This window comes from Opitutia bacterium KCR 482, from assembly GCA_029269845.2.
Classification (GTDB): Bacteria; Verrucomicrobiota; Verrucomicrobiia; order Opitutales; family Intestinicryptomonadaceae; genus Merdousia.
This window is the reverse complement of record CP149973.1, coordinates 1,104,439-1,123,966: the sequence shown is the minus strand read 5'-3', so window position 1 is coordinate 1,123,966 and position 19,528 is coordinate 1,104,439. Positions and strand designations below refer to the sequence as shown.

The window sequence follows — 19,528 nt, the reverse complement described above, 5'->3', positions numbered from 1 at the left end:
CGGCTTATCGCGCGTCGAAAACGACCGTTGTTATTGAATGCGGGTAGAGCGAAATTTTGCCCGTCGAGCCGTCCGCCGAATTTTCGAGAGCCAAGTTGCGCCGCCCGTCGGTTATGTAGACAGAGCGTTTTGCGTTCGCGAACTTTTGCGGAAGGGCGACCGACACGGGCTCGTCCGAGTCTTTCATGTTCACGAAGACCGCGACTATCCTGCCGCCGTTGGGCGAAAGAAAGGCGGTTGCCGAAACCGCTTTTGTGTCGTCGGCGTCGTTTGTGTGCGTGTGGTAGCCGTGCGAGGCTAGCTGCCTTGCCAGATGTTTCAAGCCGCCTATATGGAATTTTCCGCTTTTGTCGAAAAACTTTTGTATAATGAGTGCGGGGCGTTCCTCTTCGGAAAGATTCTCCCAGTGTTTGGGCGTTTTCGGGGACGATTTGTCGGCGTAATTGTAGACGTGGTGCGCCGTTTCGCCGAATAAGATTTTCGTGCCGATGTTGCGCTCGCCTATTGCGCGGTCGAGCTCTTCGAGGATTTTCTTCATGTCGGAACAACGCCACGGCGAACCCTCCTGTTTTGCGCCCGTGTAGTCCCACGGGCATTGCGGCTCGTTTACGGGGCTTATGTATTCGATGTTGTAGCCCTCTTCGATGAAGTGTTTTGCCGCGTCCGCCATATAGTTTGCGAACTTGCCGAAGGCTTCCGGCTTGAGGTTTGCCGCGGGGTTGCCCCTTGCCGCGTAGCCCTTGCCGTTGAGCGTCCACTGTATCGGTGGAGTGTTCGAAAAGAGCATAAATTTTCCGCAGCCGTAGTCGCGCGCCTTCTCCATAAAATATCGAAGCCCCGCGCAGCGCGACCAGTCTGGCGTTTCGGAGTTTTCGGGCAGGAACGACCGCGCCGCGCGCCATTCGGGTTCGATCTGCGAAGTGTTGCCGTCGAACGTTCCGCCGCCGAGATTCACGCGCCAGAGCGAAAGCCCCGCGCCCTCGGGATTGCCGTATTTGTCGAGCTTCTGCGAGAACAGCAGCCTTGCGGTTTTCTCCCTGTGCGCGTCGCTCCAGAAGTCGCCGATATATTGCGTTGCCCAGGCGTCGCTTGCGCCGAAATATTCTATCGTCTGGAATTTTTTGCCGAGATTTATCTTTACTTCGATGGCGAACGCGCACCCGACGGTTGCGGTTGCCGAAATTATTGCGAGCAGTTTTTTCTTCATCATATATAGTCCTTTGGTGAAAGCGTGTGCCAGCGTATGCTTTTCGGTTGCCGGAGGTAATTTTATTTTAGCGACACAGCGAAGAGTTTGCCCGAAAGTTTTGAAAGTTCGCGGTCGAGCCGCTTTGCGTGCGGGCAGAGGCGGCCGAGCCAAATCCAGAACGACACCGAATGGTCCATGAAGCGCGCGTGCGCAAGCTCGTGGCAGATTATGTAGTTTTGGAGCTCGCAGGGCAGCAGAAGCATTCTTTCGTTGAACGAGAGCGCGCCGCTCGACGAGCGCGACGCCCAGCGTCCCGACTGGTTCCGCACGCTTATGCGCGAATATTCCACGCCGAATTTTTCCGCCGCCGCCGCCGCGCTTGCGCAGATTTTTTTTGCCGCAAACTCCGCGAACGCCTCCGCGAGCCTGTCGCCGTTTGCGTCGGGTTCGGGCGACGAAAACACTACTTCGCGGTTTTTTGCGTCTTCCACGAAAAACGCGTCGGTGCGCGATTTTTCAAGCCACACGCGCCACTCGAATCCGCCGGCGTAGACGCGCGGATTTTTGGAAAGATATCTGCGCAGCGAAATTTTCTCGGGGGCTTCGGCGAGCCTCGCCACGGCCCATTCGGCGACCGATTCCAGAAATTCGAGCGCGGCGCGCCTCGACGACCGCGCGGGTTTTGTCAGGCAGATTTCGTCTTTGCCGACCACGCGCGCGCAGAAGCGTTTTGCGCGTTTGGATTCCGCAATCTCCACTTTTACGCGGACGGTTTTCCCGCCCGCCGAAAGCGTCGTGAAGAATGCGTTTGCTTTTGGTTCGGGCACTGGCTATTTGCCCTCTTTTCCGGCCTCCGCGCGGATTTCCAAAATATAGTCGCGCAGGGCGGATTCTGGTTCGATTTTTTCCGCCGCCGCCTTTCTGACAAGCTCGAACATTTCGCGCCCGATTTCCGTTGCGGCGTTTTTTGGCGCGGCTTTCGCCGCGGCGTCGAGCGTTTGGGCGTCGGCCTTTTTTGCGATGTCGAGCGCGTAGCGCAGGGCGGAGAGCTGCGGCGGAATGCCGTCGAAGAGCTTTCCGACGGCGCGCTCCTTTTTCTCCTTCGTTTTTACGTCCTGCCAAATTTTGAGGACTTCGCCGCTGTCGGAGGCCTTTTGTCCGCCGAAGACGTGCGGGTGGCGGCGCACGAGCTTTTCGTTAAGCTCGCGCGCGACGTCGTAGAAGTCGAAGTGCCCGTTTTCGCTCTCTATTTCGGCGTGGAGGACTATGTGCATGAGCACGTCGCCGAGCTCCTCGCGCATCTTTTCGGGGCTTTCGAGGTCTATTGCCTCGAGCAGCTCTGCGCATTCCTCGACGAGGTGCCCGCGTATCGACTTGTGCGTTTGTTCCCTGTCCCATGGGCAGCCGTCGGGCGCGCGCAGGCGTTTTACGGTTTCGACTAAACTGTTTACTGAATCGTCTTTCATTTTGCGTTGAAATCAAACAGCGCGTTTAATATTTTTCAAGCATCTATGAAAAAATTATTTGCGATTTTATGCGGAGGGATTGCCGCGATGTCCGCGCAGGCGGCGTCGGACAGGGTCGAGATTCTCGACCTCGTGATGCTTTTCGACGAAACGGTGGAGAAACAGGCGGAGGACTTGAAGAAAATGTCCGCCGAAAATGTCGCAGACATTCACATGGTTTCGTTTTTTCTAGTGCCCGAGGGCAATCCGCCGTTCGACAAAATTTCGCTCTACGAGGAAAAGTACAAACGCCTGCGGAACGCGATTGGCAACGCCGACTGCAAGACGGGAATCATCTTGCAGGCAACCCTCGGGCACGGCTTCGAGCTTGAAGTTCCGCACCCGTTCCGGCAGCTCGTCTCGCGCGACGACGGCGTCGGCGGCTGGACGAAAAACATCGTCTGCCCGCTCGACGAAAACTTCCGCAAATATATCCGCGAATGCGTTGTGCGCGTCGCAAAACTCAAGCCCGCGGCGATTATGGTCGACGACGACTTCCGCGTGATGGGCGGGCGCAACGGCTGCCTCTGCCCGCTCCATTTGGCGAAGCTCAAACGCGATTTCGGCTACGACCTCACCCGGGAGCAGCTCAAAAAACACCTCGCGGGAAGCTCCGAGCTCGACAAAAAAATTTCCGCCGCGGCGATGGCGGTGGACGGCGAATCCCTCGTCGAACTTGCGAAAATCATAAGGGAGGCGATAGACTCCGTCGACCCGACAATCCCCTGCCTTATGTGTGGCTCGCCCGCCGACATGATGCACGACGGCAAAATCGCCCGCACCCTCGCCGCAAAGGGGCAGCCCTCCGTTTTGCGAATCGGCAACGCCCGCTACTACAACCCGAAATGCCGCGACCTCTACTTCACCGCCCGCCAGCTTGTGGTGCAAAACGTCGCAGCCAAGCCCGACCGCGTTTACGCCGAAATAGACACCTTTCCGCGAAACCGCTATTTCACAAGCGCGCGCACGCTCCACGCCGGACTTGTCGTTTCGATTCTCGAAGGCGCGAGCGGCGCGAAATACTGGCCGAACCGCTTTGTAGACTACGAACCGGAAAGCGGCGGGGCGTACAAGAAAATCCTCGCCGAAAACAGGGGCATGTACGACGAAATTCTGCGCTGTTTCCGCCGCTCGAAACGCGTAGGGCTTACCGAAATTGTCGCGCCTTCGTTCACCACTCTGCGGCGCGGCGAAACCCTGCAAATGGGCAACGACTCGTTTTGGGATTCGATAACGGGCGTCATGGGGCTGCCTGTTTCGTACACGGAAATTTCGAAGCTCGACCGCCCCGCGTTTCTGCGCGGAAGCACGGCGAAAAGGCTCTCGAACGCCGAGCTTGAAAGGGTGCTCTCGCTCGGCTGCGTGCTCGACGGCGCAGCCGCGCTTGAAATCCAAAACCGCGGGCTGGGCAGACACACGGGCGTGAAAGTTTCGCCGTGGGACAAGTCCGTAAAAATCACGCGCGAGCGCTTCGGCGCAAATTGCGGCGAGGCGGCGGGAAAATTCTGCGAGCCTCCGACGACCGCGTTCAAGCTCGAACCGCTGTCCGAAAAAACGCTGGTTTACTCCGACTTCATTCACCTGCCGTACACATACGGCGACAAAAAACTCGCCGAATATCTCGCGCCAGCCTCGACGTATTTCGAAAATTCGCTCGGCGGCAGGGTTGTCGTTTTCGGCTCGCTGCCGCAGGGACCGAACCATTTGACGGAATCGCGCAAGGCGCAGTATGTTTTGCTGTTCAATAAACTCGCGCCGTTCTCGGTGTGGTACGACGGCGACGCCGAAGTTTACCTGAAAAACTTCACCCTCGACGACGGCTCGGAATTCGTCGTCTTTACGACAGTCGGAATCGACCCGATTTCGCCGCTTACGTTCGGCTCTACAAAGAGCTTTACGAAAGCCGAAATGCTCGGCGGCGACGGCAAGTGGCGCAAGGTGGAATTCGCGCAGGACGCCGACAAAAAGATTTCCGTGCCAGTCCGCGCGGAAGTTTTCGAGCCTGTAATCTTGCGCTTCTACAAATAGCAAACGCGGCAGACAACCCGCAAACAAAAACGCCGCCCCGAACAGGGCGGCGTTTGTTGCTTCATAGGTTAAATGCGGAGCAACCTAAATTCTCCCAAAACAAGCGAAGCGAGTTTTGAGTAAAATTAAAAGCGGCAATCCGCAAATAACAACGTCTAAAAACTCATCGCTTGGCGAAGCCAAGCTGCTTAGGCGCGTCAAAACGGGTAAAGAAAGGCGGCTTTGCGCGGCGAGGCGACGGGAGTGTACTTATGTACATGACCAAGCCGCAGCAAGCGAAACGCCTTTATTTTGCCCATTTTCACGCGCCCAAAGGAAGCTCTCGGCAATCCGCTAATCCTACAACTTCCAGATGTCTTCGGCGTACTCGCGGATTGTGCGGTCGGAAGAAAACTTGCCGATTCGCGCGGTGTTCATAATCGCCATTTTCGCCCAGCGGCGTTTGTCCATGAACGCCTCTCCAACGCGCTGTTGCGCGTCGCAGTATGCCTGATAGTCGGCGCAAACCATGAAGTTGTCGCCCCAGTCGAGAATCGACTTGCGCATAGGCATGAAGGCGTTGGGGTTCGACGGCATGAAATAGTCGGACACAAGCCAGTCGAGAACGTCTTTGAGGTTTGCGTTCTTGGCGTAGTATTCCCACGGATTGTAGCCGCCGCCTTTGAGCTTTTGCACCTCCTCGACCGTAAGTCCGAAGATGAAGATGTTGTCGTCGCCGACTTCCTCCTTGATTTCCACGTTAGCGCCGTCGAGCGTGCCGAGCGTCACCGCGCCGTTGAGCGCAAGCTTCATGTTGCCCGTGCCCGACGCCTCTTTGCCTGCCGTCGAAATCTGTTCCGAAACGTCCGCCGCGGGAATGATGTTCATCGCCGCCGACACGCTGTAATTGGGAATGAACACAACTTTGAGCTTGCCGTTTATGCGCTTGTCGGAGTTGATTTTTTCGCCGACTTTGTTGATTGCGTAGATGATGTTCTTTGCGATGTCGTAGCCGGGAGCCGCCTTTGCGCCGAAGATGAACACGCGCGGGGGAATGTCCATGTCGGGGTTGTGCAGAAGGGCGCGGTAGAGCGTGAGAATGTGGAGCAGGTTGAGGTGCTGTCTCTTGTACTCGTGCAGACGCTTTATTTGCACGTCGAAGAGCGCGTTCGGGTTTACCTCCACCCCGCAGGAGTTCCTGATTACCGCGGCGAGCTTCTTTTTGTTTTCGAGCTTTACCGCCATGAACTTGTCTTGGAACGACGGGTCGTCGGCGTATTTTTCGAGCGCGCGCAGGTCGTCGAGGTTCTTGACCCAGCACTTGTCGCCGATTTTCGTGTCGATGAGCGACGAAAGCCCGGGGTTGCAGACTTTAAGCCAGCGGCGCGGCGTGACGCCGTTTGTCTTGTTGTTGAATTTTTCGGGCGAGACTTCGTAGAAGTCGCGCAGAACCGAGTCTTTGAGAAGCTCCGTGTGGAGCGCGGCGACGCCGTTCACGCTGAAGCTTCCCACGACCGCCAGATACGCCATGCGCACCATCTTCGGCGAGCTTTCCTCTATAATGGAGAGGCATTCGCGCTTGTGTGGGTCGGCGGGGTACATTTTGTTGACCTTGTCCATCCAGCGGGCGTTGATTTCGTAGATGATTTGCAGGTGGCGCGGCAGCAGCTTTTCGAAGAAGTTTACCGACCACTTTTCCAGAGCTTCGGGCAGAAGCGTGTGGTTTGTGTAGGCGAAAATCTTTGTGCACATAGCCCACGATTCGTCCCACGAAAGCCCGTGCACGTCCATGAGCAGGCGCATGAGTTCGGGGATTGCGATTGCAGGGTGCGTGTCGTTGAGCTGTATTACGACTTTGTCGGTGAATTTCGACCAGTCGGCGTGTTCCGATATGTATCTGCGGATAATGTCCTGCAACGAGCACGACACGAAGAAGTACTGTTGGAGAAGCCTTAGGTATTTGCCGTTTTCGGTTTTGTCGTTCGGGTAGAGCACCTTGGATATAGTTTCGCTCATCGCCTTTTCGTGGACGGCCTGCGTGTAGCCGCCCTCGTTGAAGGCGTCGAGATCGAACTCGTTCGACGCCCTCGATTCCCAAAGCCTGAGGAAGTTTACCGTTTCCGCGCCGTATCCGACGACGGGAATGTCCCACGGAACGCCGAGAATTTCGTTGACGGGCTTCCAGACGGGCGACCAGTCGCCCTTGTCGTCCATCATTCCTTTGACTGTGCCTCCCACGGGCACTCTAACCGTTCTCTGCGGGCGGACGATTTCCCACGGGCAGCCGAATTTAAGCCAGTTGTCTGGCGATTCAACCTGTCTGCCGTCTTCGAACGACTGCGTAAACAGACCGAATTCGTATCTGATTCCGTAGCCGACTGCGGGGTAGTTCAGCGTTGCGAGAGAGTCCTGGAAGCACGCGGCGAGTCTGCCGAGGCCGCCGTTGCCCAAGCCCATATCGACCTCCTGCGCTATTACTTCGTCGGGGTCTACTCCGAGAGATTTAAGCGCGTCCTTTGTGGGTTCGAGCAGGTGCGTGTTTACGAGCACGTCTTCGGTGAGTCTGCCGACGAGGTATTCGAGCGAGAAATAGTATACTCTGCGGGCGTCGCCTTCGTACTGCTTGTTCATCGTTTTGATGAACCGCTTCATGATATGGTCGCGCACGGAGAGGGCTGACGCAACCCACCAGTCGCGCATGGACGCCGTCTTGCGGTCGCGCGCGAGCGACGTTTCGAGATGCCAAAGGATTGCCTTTTTCATTCCTTCGGTGTTGTCGCTTACAAAAAACGGACAGGAATTCGCGTCGGTGAAAATCTTTTCGTCCGACTTTGCTTTAATGTTGGCTTTGTCTTTGCTCATAGAGAATGTTTTGTTAAAAAAACGCTCCGACTATAAGTAGCCCATTTCCCATTACAAGCATTTTCGGGGGGGGGGCTTGTGAAGCTGGCATAGAAATGCGTTTCGCTTGTTGCGGCTTGGTCACGTACGTTAAGTACGCTCCCTACGCCTCACTGCGCAAAGCCACATTTCTATACGCAACTTGACAAGCCTAAGCAGCGCGGCGTTGCCGCGCATTGAGCGTAAAATGCGGTGTCCCCCATGGGGTGGATTTCGCGTTGCGAAATTCACCACCCGCTCCCCCAAGGCTGGAGCCTTGACGCCAACGGAGGGGGTTGCCGCCCCCAAAAGGCGGTTTTCGCTACCGCGAAAATTTCCGCCTGTCCCCCCGTGCACGCTCTATGCGTGTAATTTTTTTAATTAGTATGCCGATTGCCGTTTTTTTCAAGAATCGTAAAATCTCCTTGTTTTTTGCCGCCGTTTCGTAATTATAGAGTCTTTCATTTGTTGCTCCCATCGTTCAATGGATAGGACTACGGTTTCCGGTACCGTCAATCGGGGTTCGACTCCCCGTGGGAGTGTTTTTGCAATTTGCGGTTGCCGAATTTAATTCCGCGAAAAATTCGCTTCGCCTGTTTTCGGGGGCGCGGGGTGAAATTTTATTCGTCCGACGCCATTTTTTTGTTTAAAAAAAATAAATAAATGCGAAACTTCTTTGCATGTCAGCCAAAGTGTTCGCAATAGCAAATCAAAAGGGCGGGGTGGGGAAGACCACGACCGCCGTGAATCTGTCGGCGGGGCTTGCTCGCAGGAAGATACGCACGCTTCTTGTCGACATGGACCAACAGGCGAGCGCAACGAGCGCACTTGGCTTCGAAAAGACGCGCGGGGCGAGCCTCTACCAAGTCATGCACGGGGAGGGTTCCGCGCGCGACAAAATCGTCGAGACAGGCCGCAAAAACCTCTGGCTTATTCCCTCCGAAACCGACATCTCCGCCATTGAAGTCGAGCTTTCGGGCAGCGAAAACTACCTCGCAAGGCTTCGCGACTGCATCGCCCCGCTGAAAGAATCGGGAGACTTCGACGCAATCGTGATAGACGCGCCGCCGTCGCTCGGCCTTCTTTCCATGAACTCTCTCGCCGCGGCGGACTACCTGCTTGTCGCGCTCCAATGCGAATATTTGGCGATGGAGGGGCTTGGGCAGATAATGGGCGTCGTGGAGCAGCTTCGCGAGGCCGGCGTCAGCGACACTCTCGAAGTCGGCGGGGTCGTGATGACGATGTACGATTCGCGCACAAACCTTTCGAAACAGGTTCTCGGAGAGGTCAAAAACTACCTGCACGGGCTTGTGTTCAACACGCTCATTCCGCGCACGGTAAGGCTTGCGGAAGCTCCGAGCTTCGGCAAGACGATTTTCGAATACGCCAAGTGGAATGAGGGCTCTTTTGCATACGAAAAGCTCGCCAAGGAGGTGGACAAGAGGTTTTTCCTCCGTCCGTAAACGATGGAATTGAAGAAATACATCAAGACGATTTTCAAGCCCGCCGTCGCAAAGCGCGCAAAGGCGATGAAGAGGGCAAAGCGCGAGCGCGGAATGTCGGCGGAGATGTCGCGCCGCGCGAAAATCGCGGCGTTGGAGAAGTCGCTGGGCTACGTTTTCAGGGACAAGTCCATTTTGCGCGAGGCGTTGACGCACCCCGGGTCGGTGGGCTTCGAGCGCAAAATAAAGTCGAACCAGAGGCTCGAATTTTTGGGCGACGCCGTTTTGCAGGCGGTTATCACCGACACCGTTTTCAGAAAGTTCGAAGATGAGGACGAGGGCAAGCTTACGAAAATAAGAATCGCGCTCACGCAAGGCTCGTTTTTGACGGAGCTTTCGCGCGGGCTGGGAATCCCCAAATGCCTGCTTTTGCCGAAAGGCGCGGAGGATATCCGCGAGAGCGCGTCGGCGGCTGAGGACGCTTTCGAGTCGGTTGTCGGCGCGATATTTCTCGATTCCGATTTTTCCACGGCGCACGCCACGGTACTTTCGTGGTACAAGCGCAAGTTGGAGGAGCTGCCGACTCTCGTGCAGTCGCAAAACCCGAAGGGCGCGTTGCAGGAGATTGCCGCAAAGCGCGGCGACATCGTCTCGTACGCGCTGGTTTCTCAGAGCGGCCCCGACCACAAAAAAATGTTCGAGGTCGAAGTGCTCGTAAACGGCAAGTCGCTTGCGCGGGCTACGGCAAGCTCGAAAAAATCGGCGGAGACAAAGGCCGCCCGCGCCGCGCTGAAAGACTACGCGGCGGAAAAATCCGAATCCGCCGAATAGGCGCGTCGCCCGATGCTGCGCTCCAAACCGACAGGCGAAAGGACGTTTTTCCCGAATATAGCGCGTTCGGCAAGACCCGCCGCGCTGTCGGCTATTTTGGGGCGCGGAAACGGGCTTAGCCTCGTGTTTTTCGAGACGTTTTCTGAGTGCGAATACGCGTATTCGCGCCTAAAATATTTCATGGAATTGGGCGGGGAGGCGTTTTCGGTAAAAGTTCTGCCCGCAAATGCGGACGCGTCGCAGTCGGACGCGGGAAGTTTCGACGCCGCCTGCGAGCGCGTCGGCACGCTCAACGCCATGTCGGAGTCGGCGGAAGTCGACCGCAGGACGGTGGTGCTTGCCACGCCGTCGGCGTTTTTCGACGCCGCGCCGCCGCCGAGCGCGTCGCGCAGTTTCGAAATCGCAAAGGGCGCGGAAATCGCAATGGATACGCTCCGAAGCAGGCTTGTCGAATACGGATACTACAACGAAGTTTTGTGCGAGTCCCCAGGCCAGTTTTCGGTGCGCGGCGGCGTTGTGGACATCTACCCCGTGGCGTCTACGTTCCCCGTGAGGCTCGATTTTTTCGGCGACGAAATAGATTCCATTCGCGCGTTCAACCCCGACACCCAGCTTGCCGACGAAAAAATACCGCGGATACGAATAGACGCCGTGCCGACTTCCGACGGGGCTTCGGATTGCAACGCCGCCGACTACCTGCCAAAAAAACGCGGCGCGGCGGAATGGATTTTCGTAGAGCCTGCGGTGTTGGAGTCCAAATTTTCTGAGCTGTTTTCGCACCCCGAGGACATGTCGTTTTCGCCGCGCAGTTTCAAGCGCGTCTTCGACAGAAACGAGAGGTCGGTCGGCGTCTCCGAAGTCGAAATTTGCGGCGAAATGTTCGCGGGCGCGGACATTTCCGACTTTCCGTGCGAGGCTCTCTTGCAGTCGGTTTCCGCCGAGGGCGAAATAGGCGCGGAACGCTTCGAGTCGGAAACAAAACTGCGCGAAAAATTCGTCAAGCGCATAGGCGGCTGGCGGGCCGAAAAAATCGACGTGTTCCTCGCCGCCGACGGCGAGGGCGACAGGGAGCTTGCAAAGCGCATGTTCGCCGACGCGCGGGTGAAATTCGACTGCCGCTTTGTGGGCGCGTCGTTCGGCGAGGGCTTTCTGATTTCCAAATTCGGGAAAATCCGCCCCGACTGGAAAATACTTTCGAGAGACGCGGCGGGGGCCGCGTTCGTGGGCGTCCGCGATTTCTTCGGACGCCGCGCAAAGACCGAGCTTGAACCGCGCCGCAGAATGTTCTCGCACCGCGCGCAGGTGGACCAGCTACTCGACTTTTCCGAACTCGGCGAGGGCGACTACGTAGTCCACTTGGGGCACGGCGTCTGCCGCTACTTGGGCGTCGTGAAGCTCGACTTCGACGGCAAAAAGGAGGAGGCAATAAAGCTCGAATTCGAGGACGGCGCAATTCTCTACCTGCCGCTTCACAAGTCGTATCTGCTGAGCCGCTACATCGGCTTGGACAAAAAGCACCCCAAGCTTGCCAAGCTCGATTCGAAATCGTGGATAAAAGTAAAGTCGGCGGCGGAGCTTGCCGCGCTCGACTACGCCGCGGAGCTTCTCGAAATGCAGTCGCGCCGAGAGCTTGCCAAGGGCTACGCCTTCCCGCCCGACGACCAGTGGCAGCGCGAGTTCGACGACGCCTTTCCCTACACCGAAACGCCCGACCAACTGCGGGCAATCGCCGACGTCAAGGCGGACATGGAAAGCTCCAAGCCCATGGACAGGCTGCTTTGCGCCGACGTCGGCTTCGGCAAGACCGAGGTCGCAATGCGGGCGGCGTTCAAGTGCGCGATGGCGGGCAGGCAGGTTGCGGTTCTGTGCCCCACAACCATTTTGTGCCAACAGCATTTCAGGAATTTCCGCGAACGCTTTGCGGGCTATCCGATTGTCGTGGAAATGCTCTCGCGTTTCAGGACGCGCGGAGAGTCCGAAAAAATCAAGGCGCAGCTCGCGGCGGGGCAAATCGACGTGATAATAGGCACGCACGCCCTGCTTTCGGCGGACGTCGATTTCAGGGACTTGGGGCTGCTTGTCGTGGACGAAGAGCACCGCTTCGGGGTAAAGCACAAGGAGCGCATAAAGAAAATGCGCGAGGGCGTCGACGTTCTTTCGATGAGCGCGACCCCGATTCCCCGAACCCTCTATTTTGCGATGATGGGCGCGCGGACGATAAGCCTCATGGAAACGCCGCCTAAAAACCGCTTTCCCGTCGAAACCGTCGTCCGCGAGTATTCCGACGACGCCGTGCGCGAGGCCGTCGGGCGCGAGCTTGCCCGCAACGGGCAGGTCTTCTATCTCCACAACCGCGTTTCGACGATAGAGGCGACCGCCGAAAACCTCCGCAAAATGTTCCCCGACGCGCGGATTGCCGTAGGCCACGGGCAAATGGGCGAAAACAGGCTCGAACGCCTGATGTCGCAGTTCGTTGACGGAAAGTACGACATTCTTGTGTGCACTACAATCATCGAATCGGGCTTGGACATTCCCAACTGCAACACGATAATCATAGAGGGCGCGGACAAGTTCGGGCTTGCGCAGCTCTACCAGTTGCGCGGGCGCGTAGGCAGGTTCACCCGCCGCGCGTACGCGTGGCTCTTGCTCCACCGCTACGCCGGGCTTGTGGAAAGCGCGCGCAAACGCCTCGGGGCAATCCGCCAGTACAACAAGCCCGGCGCGGGTTTCAGAATCGCCACGCGCGACTTGCAGCTGCGCGGCTGCGGCAACCTGCTCGGCGCAAAGCAGAGCGGGCACATCGCGGGCGTGGGCTTCGACCTCTACTGCGCCCTCTTGAAGCGCAGCGTCGCCCTTTTGAAAGGCGAGAAGGCTTGCGGAATAGAGCGGGCGGCGGTCGATTTGGACTTCGTGAAAATGGGCGAGGCCGACAGGAACGAGGCAGACGTCTCGAACACCGAAAACTACTTTCAGGAAATCAGAATCCGCGAAATGGAGCGCGGCGGCGGCGAAAACGTCAAGGCGTACATTCCGCCCGCCTACATTCCGCAAACCCAGCTGCGCGTAGACTTCTACCGCAAAATCTCGATGGCGGCCTCTCTCGACGAGATTGAGGCAATACGCTTCGAAATGGCGGACAGGTTCGGGAAAATTCCGGAGCCCGCCGAATACCTTTTGAAAGTCGGGCGCGTGCGCGTCTGCGCCGAGTCTTGCGGCTTCGTCGGCGTGGAGACGCAGGGCGACGCCCTCAAACTGCGCAGGCGCGGCGGAAGCAACCCCGAATATTTCAGACTCAATGACCGTTTTCCCCGCTTGACGAAACGCGGCGCGAATGCCAAACTCGCGGAGATTGAAAAATTTTTAACAAACGTCGTTCCATCGCTTAGGAAAATATGAAGACAGGATTTTTTACCGCAGCCTTTGCAATGCTAGCGCTCGCCGCCAGCCAGACTTTTGCGCAGGGGCTTCTGCGCCCCGACAACAAACGCGTGCTCGGCACAAACAACATCATCGCGGTCGTCGAAGACAGGGTCATCACGCGCGCGGAGGTCATGAAGGAGGTCGAGCCGTTCATTCCGCAAATCCGCGCGGCGGCGCGTTCCGAGTTCGAGTTCACCAGCCGCGTAAACGCCTACGTGCGCGAAATCGTCCAGAACATGGTTGACCGCGAGCTTATCGTAAAGGAGTTCAAGTCGAAGGGCATGACCATTCCGCAGTCCTACCTCGACACGCATTTCGACGACTACCTCAACCGCGAGTTCAACGGCGACCGCGCCGAGTTCGTCAAGTTCGTGCAGGCGCAGGGCAAGACAATAAAGCAGTTCCGCGCCGAGCAGGAAAAGGACATCATCGTGGGCTACATGCAGGGGCAGAAACGCCAGACGGTGTCGGAAATCAGCCCCGCGAAAATCAAGGAGTACTACGACGCCAACAAGTCCAAATGGTACTCTCCCGCGAGCGTGAAAATCAGGCTTATTACCCTCAAAACGGGCATGTATGCAAGCATCGACGAAAACCGCAAGCTCGCCGCCGAAATCGTCGAACGACTCAAAAAGGGCGAGGACTTCGCCGAGCTTGCCAAGCGTTTCAGCAAGGACGACAGCTCCACTAAGGGCGGCGACTGGGGCTGGTACAAAAAGGGCGAACTCAACCCCGTTCTCGACCGCGAGGTATTTGCTCTCAAAGTCGGCGAGATTACAAAGCCCACGGAAATAGGCGATATGATTTTCATTCTCAAAGTGGAGGACAAAAAGAACGAGGGCGTGCAGTCCATCGACGATGTGCGCGAGCAGATTGAATGGACAATCGTCGAGCAGAACGGCAAGGCAATGTACCAGAAATGGCTCGAAGGTCTGCGCCGCAACGCCTACGTCAAATACTACGAATAGCCGTCGGGAGGGAGCATGAAAATCACGTTTCTCGGAACGGGCACTTCCCAGGGCGTGCCCGTCATAGGCGGAACGAACCGCGGCTTGGATTTGTCCAACCCCAAAAACTGGCGCACCCGCACGAGCGCGTACATAGAGCTTTCGTCGTGCTCGATTCTCGTGGACGCCTCGCCCGAGCTGCGCATTCAGTGCCTGAAAAACGGAATCGACTTCGCCGACATCTTCATTCTGACGCATGGACACGCCGACCACATCGCGGGTATGGACGACCTCCGCAGATTCTGCGACAAAATCGACGGCAACGTCCTCCCCGTCTATTCCAACGACTACGGCTTGGAGCGCATACGCGCAATGTTCCCCTACGCCCTCGACCAGCACCCGCATTCGAAAGGCTACCCGTGCTTTGCCGTAAACAAAATGCCGGAGACTCTCGAACTGCCAAACGGCGCGACGGTGAAGTCGGTAGAGCTTCCGCACGGGCCCGTAAAGACGCTCGGTCTTGTGTTTGAGGACTGCGGCAAAAAGCTCGCCTATTTTACCGACTGCAAAATGCTTTCGCCCCGCGCGATAGAGCTTGCAAAAAACGCCGACCTGCTCGCCATAGACGCCCTGCGCCCGCAGGAGCACCCGTCGCACCTGAGCGTGGAGGAGGCAATAGAATACACGCGCGAGATTTCGCCAAAAGTGTCGTATTTCATACACACCACGGGCAGGCTCGACTACGGCGAATGGGAACCGAACCTCCCTGCGCCGTGTCATATGGCGTACGACGGGCTGTCCGTCGAAATTTAGGGTTGAACAAAAGCCCCTCCAACGATTTTATAAAGACAACATGAAAAACAAAACCGCCGCAATAGTACTGTCGGGTTGCGGAGTCTTCGACGGCTCCGAAATCCACGAAGCCGTGATAACACTTTTGAACCTTCAAAAACTCGGCGCAAAGACGGCGTTTTTTGCGCCCGACATTCCGCAGTCGGATACCGTAAACCACGCGGACGGCTCGCCCGAAAGCGGCGCGCGCAGCGTGCTTGCGGAGTCCGCAAGAATCGCCCGCGGCGAAATCTCCGCTCTGTCGGAATTCCGCGCGGAAGACTTCGACATTCTCGTTTTCCCCGGCGGCTTCGGCGCGGCGAAAAACCTTTCGGACTTCGCGTTCAGGGGTGCGGACATGTCGGTAAACGCCGAGGTTGACGCGGCGGTAAAGGCGATGGTTTCGGCGGGCAAGCCCGTGGGCTTCGTCTGCATTTCGCCCGTAATCGGGGCGAAGTCGATAGGCGGCGGCGTCAAGCTTACGATAGGGCGCGACCCGCAGACGGCGGAGGCTATCCGCGCGCTCGGCGGCGAGCACGTCGAATGCGCCGCCGACGGCTTCGTTTGCGACTCCGAAAGGAACGTTTTTTCAACTCCCGCGTACATGCTCGCCGCCGATACCGTGCAAATCGACAGGGGCGTCGGGGCGATGTTGGCGGCAATGTTAAAATCAGCAAAATGATGCCGAAAAATCTTCCGATAATACTTTTTGTTTTAGCCGCCGCGGTGTGCCCCGCTTCGGGCGCGCGCCAGACGACAATGCTCCCCGGCACGGTCTCGAATTTCGAGCTTCCGAATTTCGACGAAAACACGGGCGTAAAAGAGTGGGAGCTTTTCGGCGACCGCGCAAAATATGTGGACGAAAACCGCGTGGACATCGACGGAATAAGGCTCGACCTCTTCGAGGGGAAGTCGGACGCAGTCCTTCGCGCCACTATAAAAAGCCCGTCGGCGAGGGTAAACCCGACGACGAAGATTTCGGAAAGCCCGGACGAGCTTTCGGTCTCCTCCGCCGATTTCGACATGACGGGGAAAAAATGGAAATGGTTCGGCGACCCGCGCTTTGTGGAGGTTTTCTCCGACGTGGACATTTCCGTAAAGGGCGGCAAATCGCCCGACACAAAGCTTAAAAGCGACTACGCGAGCCTCGACTACAAGGGCAGGGCGAACGTGTTTGTGCTTCGCGGCGCGGTGTCGGTCAAAAATTCCGAGATGGATTTAAGCTGCGGGAAAATCGAGCTTGACGCCGCAAAATCGGGCGGCGGCATAGGCAAAATCACGGCGTCCGAAAACGTGGACATGACGCGCGACGGGCGCAGGGCGCGCGCCGGACGCGCAGAAATCTTCCCGCAGACGGGGCGGGCGAACCTCGCGGGGAATCCGCAAATTACGGACATCGCAAGCAAGGCGAAGCTCGGCGGGGCGCGTATGCTCCTCGACCGCGGGGCGCAGAAAGTGGAAGCGTACTCCGACAGGACAACCCGCGCCAAGGCGGAGGTTTTCCACGCCGAAAAGGACGGCTCGGAAAACAGAATCGACATCTACGCCGACAAAATCGTCATGTACCGCAAGGACGGCAAAACCATGTTCGACATAGACGGCGACGTCAAAATTGCGGCGGACGACTTCAACGCGACATGCGGAAAGCTCCGCGCGGCGGCGTCGGACTCGGACAGCGGAAAGGCGAAGCTCGAACACATCACGGGCTACGATAAAATCCGCTTCGCAAGCGACGACGGAATCGCGACGGGCGCGCTGCTCGAAATCTTCCCCGAAAAATCCGAAATCCGCCTGTCGGGCGACGCGCGGCTCGACAACCCCAAGCGCGGCACGACGCTCCAAGCCGACACCGTCGTATTCGTCCGCAACGCAAACAGGGGGCTTGCGCTTTCGGAGGGCAAAAAATCTTTCGTGAGGGTCTCGCTTGCGGAGTCGGCGGACGTCGGCGCGGCTCTCGGCGCGGCGTCGGGCGGAAAATCCGCAAAGACGAAAACAAGAGTGAAGTCGCGCGTGCTGGCGTTCTCGAAGGACGGCAAGGCGACGAAGTTCGAGTTCAGGCGCGACGTGTCAATCGAGTCGGCGGACATCTCCGCGAACTGCCAGAAGCTCGACGTCTTCGCCGAATCCGACGACGCGGGCGCGACCACGGCAAAGAAAATAGCGGCAAGCGACGGCGTTTCAATCAGGCAGAAATCGTACTCCGCGCAGGCGGAAAACGCCGTAATCTATCCGCGCCTGAAAATGAAGGGCGCGGGCGGCACGGAAAAGAAGCCGCACAAATTCGTCGAGCTTTCGACCGATCCGGCGAAGCCAGACAAACGCCCGACTATCGTGCTTCCTCCGTTTAGAAACATCGGCATGAAAGATTCGGAAAGCGCGGCGAAAATCGCGTCGTCGAAAACCGTAATCAAAAGCGACAAACAGTGGCTTACAAGCTCCGACAAGGACGACCGCTACTATTTTCAGGGCAACGTAAAGGTGAGCGGCACCGATACCGAGGCGTCGTGCGGCAAGATTGAGGTTGTGATGCGCGCGCCGAAATCGGGAGCGCAAAAGGAAATCACGCAGATTGCCATGACCGAAAACGTGAAGCTCGACCAGGGGCTGAAAGAGGTCAGGTGCGGACGCGCCGACATCTACGCCGACGAGCAGATGCTTGTGCTTGAAGACAGCCCCGTTGTGATAAACCGAGAGGACAACTCCCGCCTGTCGGGGCACAGAATAGTCTACAACAAAGGCTCGCAGTCGGTGGCGGTCGAGGGCGAGGCGTCGCCCGCTCCCGCGCAGGCTCCCTCGGGCGGATTCGTCCGCCCGACGACCCCCGACGAGGACGACGAAGCTCCCTCGCGCCCGACGATAAAGCTCCCCGTAAAGCGCAAGTAGCCTGACGCAACTTTGCGAACAAAAAAGGCGCGGAAAATTCCGCGCCTTTTTTTGTATTGAAGCACCCCCGCCGTTTTTTTGCGGCGGAGAAAATGTTTAGAAATTGTCGGCAAGCACTTCGAAATACGCCTGCGGGTGGGCGCATGCGGGGCACTTTTCGGGAGCTTCCGCGCCCTCGAAAACGAATCCGCAGTTGCGGCATTTCCAGCGCACGGGCGCGTCCTTTTTGAAAACTTTGCCGTCCTTTACGTTTTGCGCAAGGGCGCGGTAGCGGGCTTCGTGGTGCGCCTCAACCTCCGCGATTTTTCTGAACACCGTCGCGATTTCCGCGAATCCCTCGGCGTCGGCAACGTCGGCAAAGTTGCAGTAGAGGTTGTGCCATTCGTCGTATTCGCCCTCGGCTGCTGCGATGAGGTTTTCGAATGTATTGCCGAAGCGGCTGCCGCATGTTGCCTGAATTTCCACGTCGGTATTGCCGAGCAGTTTGTAGAAGCGTTTTGCGTGCTCCTTTTCGTTGTCGGCGGTTTCCGTGAAGATTGCCGAAATCTGTTCGTAGCCCTCCTTCTTCGCGACGCTTGCAAAGTAGGTGTATTTGTTCCGCGCCTGCGATTCGCCCGCGAACGCGCACATGAGGTTCTTTTCTGTTTTGCTGCCTTTTAATTCCATGATGTTTCCTTTTTTTTGAAATCGTCCGATTCCGTAAAAAGACGATTTTTAATATTGTGTTTTATCGTCAACAAATAAAAAAATGTAAAGCAAAAATCATGGAAGACAACGCGCCGATTGCATTTCTACTCGCGCTGGTCGCCGGAGCGGCGACGGGCGTTGGAGCCGCGCTTACGTTCGCGCTCAGAAAAAACGACTTCAAGATTTTCGCGCTCGGAATGAGCTTTTCGGCGGGCGTGATGGTTTACCTGTCTTTTACGGACATTCTGCCGACGGCGATTGCGAAAATGCAGGGCGGCGGAATTTCCGACAGGCTCGGACACGCCCTCGCGGTGCTCGCGTTCTTCGCGGGCGTCGCGCTTGCGGGCGTCATAGACTACTTCATTCCCGAACACGTCGACCACGAAATGGCGGAGCGCGGCGCGGAGCCGCATGCGCACGGGCGTCCGTCGAAAGCGGGGAGGGCGGCGGTCTTTACGGCGGTCGCGCTTGCAATCCACAATTTTCCGGAGGGGCTTTCGGTTTTCGTGGCGGGCTTGGACGACATCAAGGTCGGAGTCGGCGTGGCGATAGCGATAATGCTCCACAACATTCCCGAGGGCGTGTCGGTGGCTCTGCCGATTTATTCGGCGACGGGCGACAAGCGCAAGGCGTTCTGCTGGGCGACTCTTTCGGGCATGGCCGAGCCGCTCGGGGCGGTGTTTGCGTATTTTGCGCTCGCGCCGTATTTGACGCCGCAGCTTGTGGGCGCGGCTCTCGCGCTGACTGCGGGAATAATGGTCTACATCTCCCTCGACGAGCTTCTGCCGATGGCGAAGGAATACGGCGAGGAGCACTACGGGATTGTCGGCGTGTTTTCGGGAATGGCGTTCATGGCGGCGGTTTCGATAATATTTTAAAACGCTAAAATACAACTGGAAATGTGAA

The 19,528-nt window shown here is 57.4% G+C and carries 14 protein-coding genes and 1 tRNA gene; 10 read left to right on the top strand and 5 right to left on the bottom strand.

Annotated features, from left to right (window positions below):
- Positions 1–4: 4 nt before the first annotated feature.
- Genes P3B99_004625 through P3B99_004615 form a run of 3 tightly spaced genes read right to left on the bottom strand, consistent with a single transcriptional unit; the run spans position 5 to position 2,655 of the window.
- On the bottom strand, positions 5–1,210 hold the full coding sequence (locus tag P3B99_004625) for a glycoside hydrolase (protein WYJ08407.1): 1,206 nt from the start codon (positions 1,208–1,210) through the stop codon (positions 5–7).
- 59 nt (positions 1,211–1,269) lie between these two features.
- Positions 1,270–2,016, bottom strand: a complete 747-nt coding sequence (locus P3B99_004620; protein WYJ08406.1) for a M48 family metallopeptidase — start codon at positions 2,014–2,016, stop codon at positions 1,270–1,272.
- 3 nt (positions 2,017–2,019) lie between these two features.
- Entirely contained in the window at positions 2,020–2,655 is a 636-nt protein-coding gene (locus tag P3B99_004615; GenBank protein WYJ08405.1) for a MazG family protein, read from the bottom strand.
- Between the two features lie 45 nt (positions 2,656–2,700).
- Here P3B99_004615 and P3B99_004610 point away from each other — a divergent pair, with 45 nt between their 5' ends.
- Positions 2,701–4,722 (top strand): hypothetical protein, encoded by a 2,022-nt coding sequence (locus P3B99_004610; GenBank protein ID WYJ08404.1) that lies wholly within the window; start codon positions 2,701–2,703, stop codon positions 4,720–4,722.
- 339 nt (positions 4,723–5,061) lie between these two features.
- Here the strand turns inward: P3B99_004610 and P3B99_004605 are convergent, their stop codons facing one another.
- Positions 5,062–7,563, bottom strand: a complete 2,502-nt coding sequence (locus tag P3B99_004605; GenBank protein ID WYJ08403.1) for a glycogen/starch/alpha-glucan phosphorylase — start codon at positions 7,561–7,563, stop codon at positions 5,062–5,064.
- Positions 7,564–8,051: 488 nt separating this feature from the next.
- Here P3B99_004605 and P3B99_004600 point away from each other — a divergent pair.
- From P3B99_004600 to P3B99_004565, 8 genes are all read left to right on the top strand, one after another.
- Positions 8,052–8,123, top strand: a tRNA-Arg gene (locus tag P3B99_004600).
- A gap of 138 nt (positions 8,124–8,261) precedes the next feature.
- Positions 8,262–9,044 (top strand): ParA family protein, encoded by a 783-nt coding sequence (locus P3B99_004595; protein ID WYJ08402.1) that lies wholly within the window; start codon positions 8,262–8,264, stop codon positions 9,042–9,044.
- A 3-nt stretch (positions 9,045–9,047) separates the two neighbouring features.
- On the top strand, positions 9,048–9,854 hold the full coding sequence (rnc, locus tag P3B99_004590; protein WYJ08401.1) for a ribonuclease III: 807 nt from the start codon (positions 9,048–9,050) through the stop codon (positions 9,852–9,854).
- 12 nt (positions 9,855–9,866) lie between these two features.
- Positions 9,867–13,250, top strand: coding sequence for a transcription-repair coupling factor (gene mfd / locus P3B99_004585; GenBank protein ID WYJ08400.1), 3,384 nt, complete (start codon positions 9,867–9,869; stop codon positions 13,248–13,250).
- Complete coding sequence (locus P3B99_004580; protein ID WYJ08399.1) at positions 13,247–14,242, top strand: peptidylprolyl isomerase; 996 nt, start codon at positions 13,247–13,249, stop codon at positions 14,240–14,242. The genes mfd and P3B99_004580 overlap by 4 nt, the downstream gene beginning before the upstream one ends.
- A 15-nt stretch (positions 14,243–14,257) precedes the next feature.
- A complete protein-coding gene (locus tag P3B99_004575; GenBank protein ID WYJ08398.1) occupies positions 14,258–15,034 on the top strand; it encodes an MBL fold metallo-hydrolase in 777 nt (258 codons plus the stop codon).
- A 40-nt stretch (positions 15,035–15,074) separates the two neighbouring features.
- Complete coding sequence (gene elbB, locus P3B99_004570; protein ID WYJ08397.1) at positions 15,075–15,734, top strand: isoprenoid biosynthesis glyoxalase ElbB; 660 nt, start codon at positions 15,075–15,077, stop codon at positions 15,732–15,734.
- Positions 15,731–17,935, top strand: coding sequence for an LptA/OstA family protein (locus tag P3B99_004565; protein ID WYJ08396.1), 2,205 nt, complete (start codon positions 15,731–15,733; stop codon positions 17,933–17,935). The genes elbB and P3B99_004565 overlap by 4 nt, the downstream gene beginning before the upstream one ends.
- A 96-nt stretch (positions 17,936–18,031) precedes the next feature.
- On the opposite strand, the gene rbr is transcribed toward P3B99_004565, so the two are convergent.
- Positions 18,032–18,601, bottom strand: a complete 570-nt coding sequence (gene rbr / locus P3B99_004560) for a rubrerythrin (GenBank protein WYJ08395.1) — start codon at positions 18,599–18,601, stop codon at positions 18,032–18,034.
- Positions 18,602–18,699: 98 nt separating this feature from the next.
- Here rbr and zupT point away from each other — a divergent pair, with 98 nt between their 5' ends.
- Positions 18,700–19,500, top strand: coding sequence for a zinc transporter ZupT (zupT, locus tag P3B99_004555; protein ID WYJ08394.1), 801 nt, complete (start codon positions 18,700–18,702; stop codon positions 19,498–19,500).
- Positions 19,501–19,528: the final 28 nt, after the last annotated feature.

Excerpts from the sequence above, each read along its gene's own strand:
- P3B99_004625 (WYJ08407.1), bottom strand. The coding sequence starts at position 1,210 with ATGATGAAGAAAAAACTGCTCGCAATAATTTCGGCAACCGCAACCGTC.
- P3B99_004615 (WYJ08405.1), bottom strand. The coding sequence starts at position 2,655 with ATGAAAGACGATTCAGTAAACAGTTTAGTCGAAACCGTAAAACGCCTG.
- P3B99_004610 (WYJ08404.1), top strand. The coding sequence starts at position 2,701 with ATGAAAAAATTATTTGCGATTTTATGCGGAGGGATTGCCGCGATGTCC.
- P3B99_004605 (WYJ08403.1), bottom strand. The coding sequence starts at position 7,563 with ATGAGCAAAGACAAAGCCAACATTAAAGCAAAGTCGGACGAAAAGATT.
- P3B99_004595 (WYJ08402.1), top strand. The coding sequence starts at position 8,262 with ATGTCAGCCAAAGTGTTCGCAATAGCAAATCAAAAGGGCGGGGTGGGG.
- rnc (WYJ08401.1), top strand. The coding sequence starts at position 9,048 with ATGGAATTGAAGAAATACATCAAGACGATTTTCAAGCCCGCCGTCGCA.
- mfd (WYJ08400.1), top strand. The coding sequence starts at position 9,867 with ATGCTGCGCTCCAAACCGACAGGCGAAAGGACGTTTTTCCCGAATATA.
- P3B99_004580 (WYJ08399.1), top strand. The coding sequence starts at position 13,247 with ATGAAGACAGGATTTTTTACCGCAGCCTTTGCAATGCTAGCGCTCGCC.
- P3B99_004575 (WYJ08398.1), top strand. The coding sequence starts at position 14,258 with ATGAAAATCACGTTTCTCGGAACGGGCACTTCCCAGGGCGTGCCCGTC.
- elbB (WYJ08397.1), top strand. The coding sequence starts at position 15,075 with ATGAAAAACAAAACCGCCGCAATAGTACTGTCGGGTTGCGGAGTCTTC.
- P3B99_004565 (WYJ08396.1), top strand. The coding sequence starts at position 15,731 with ATGATGCCGAAAAATCTTCCGATAATACTTTTTGTTTTAGCCGCCGCG.
- rbr (WYJ08395.1), bottom strand. The coding sequence starts at position 18,601 with ATGGAATTAAAAGGCAGCAAAACAGAAAAGAACCTCATGTGCGCGTTC.
- zupT (WYJ08394.1), top strand. The coding sequence starts at position 18,700 with ATGGAAGACAACGCGCCGATTGCATTTCTACTCGCGCTGGTCGCCGGA.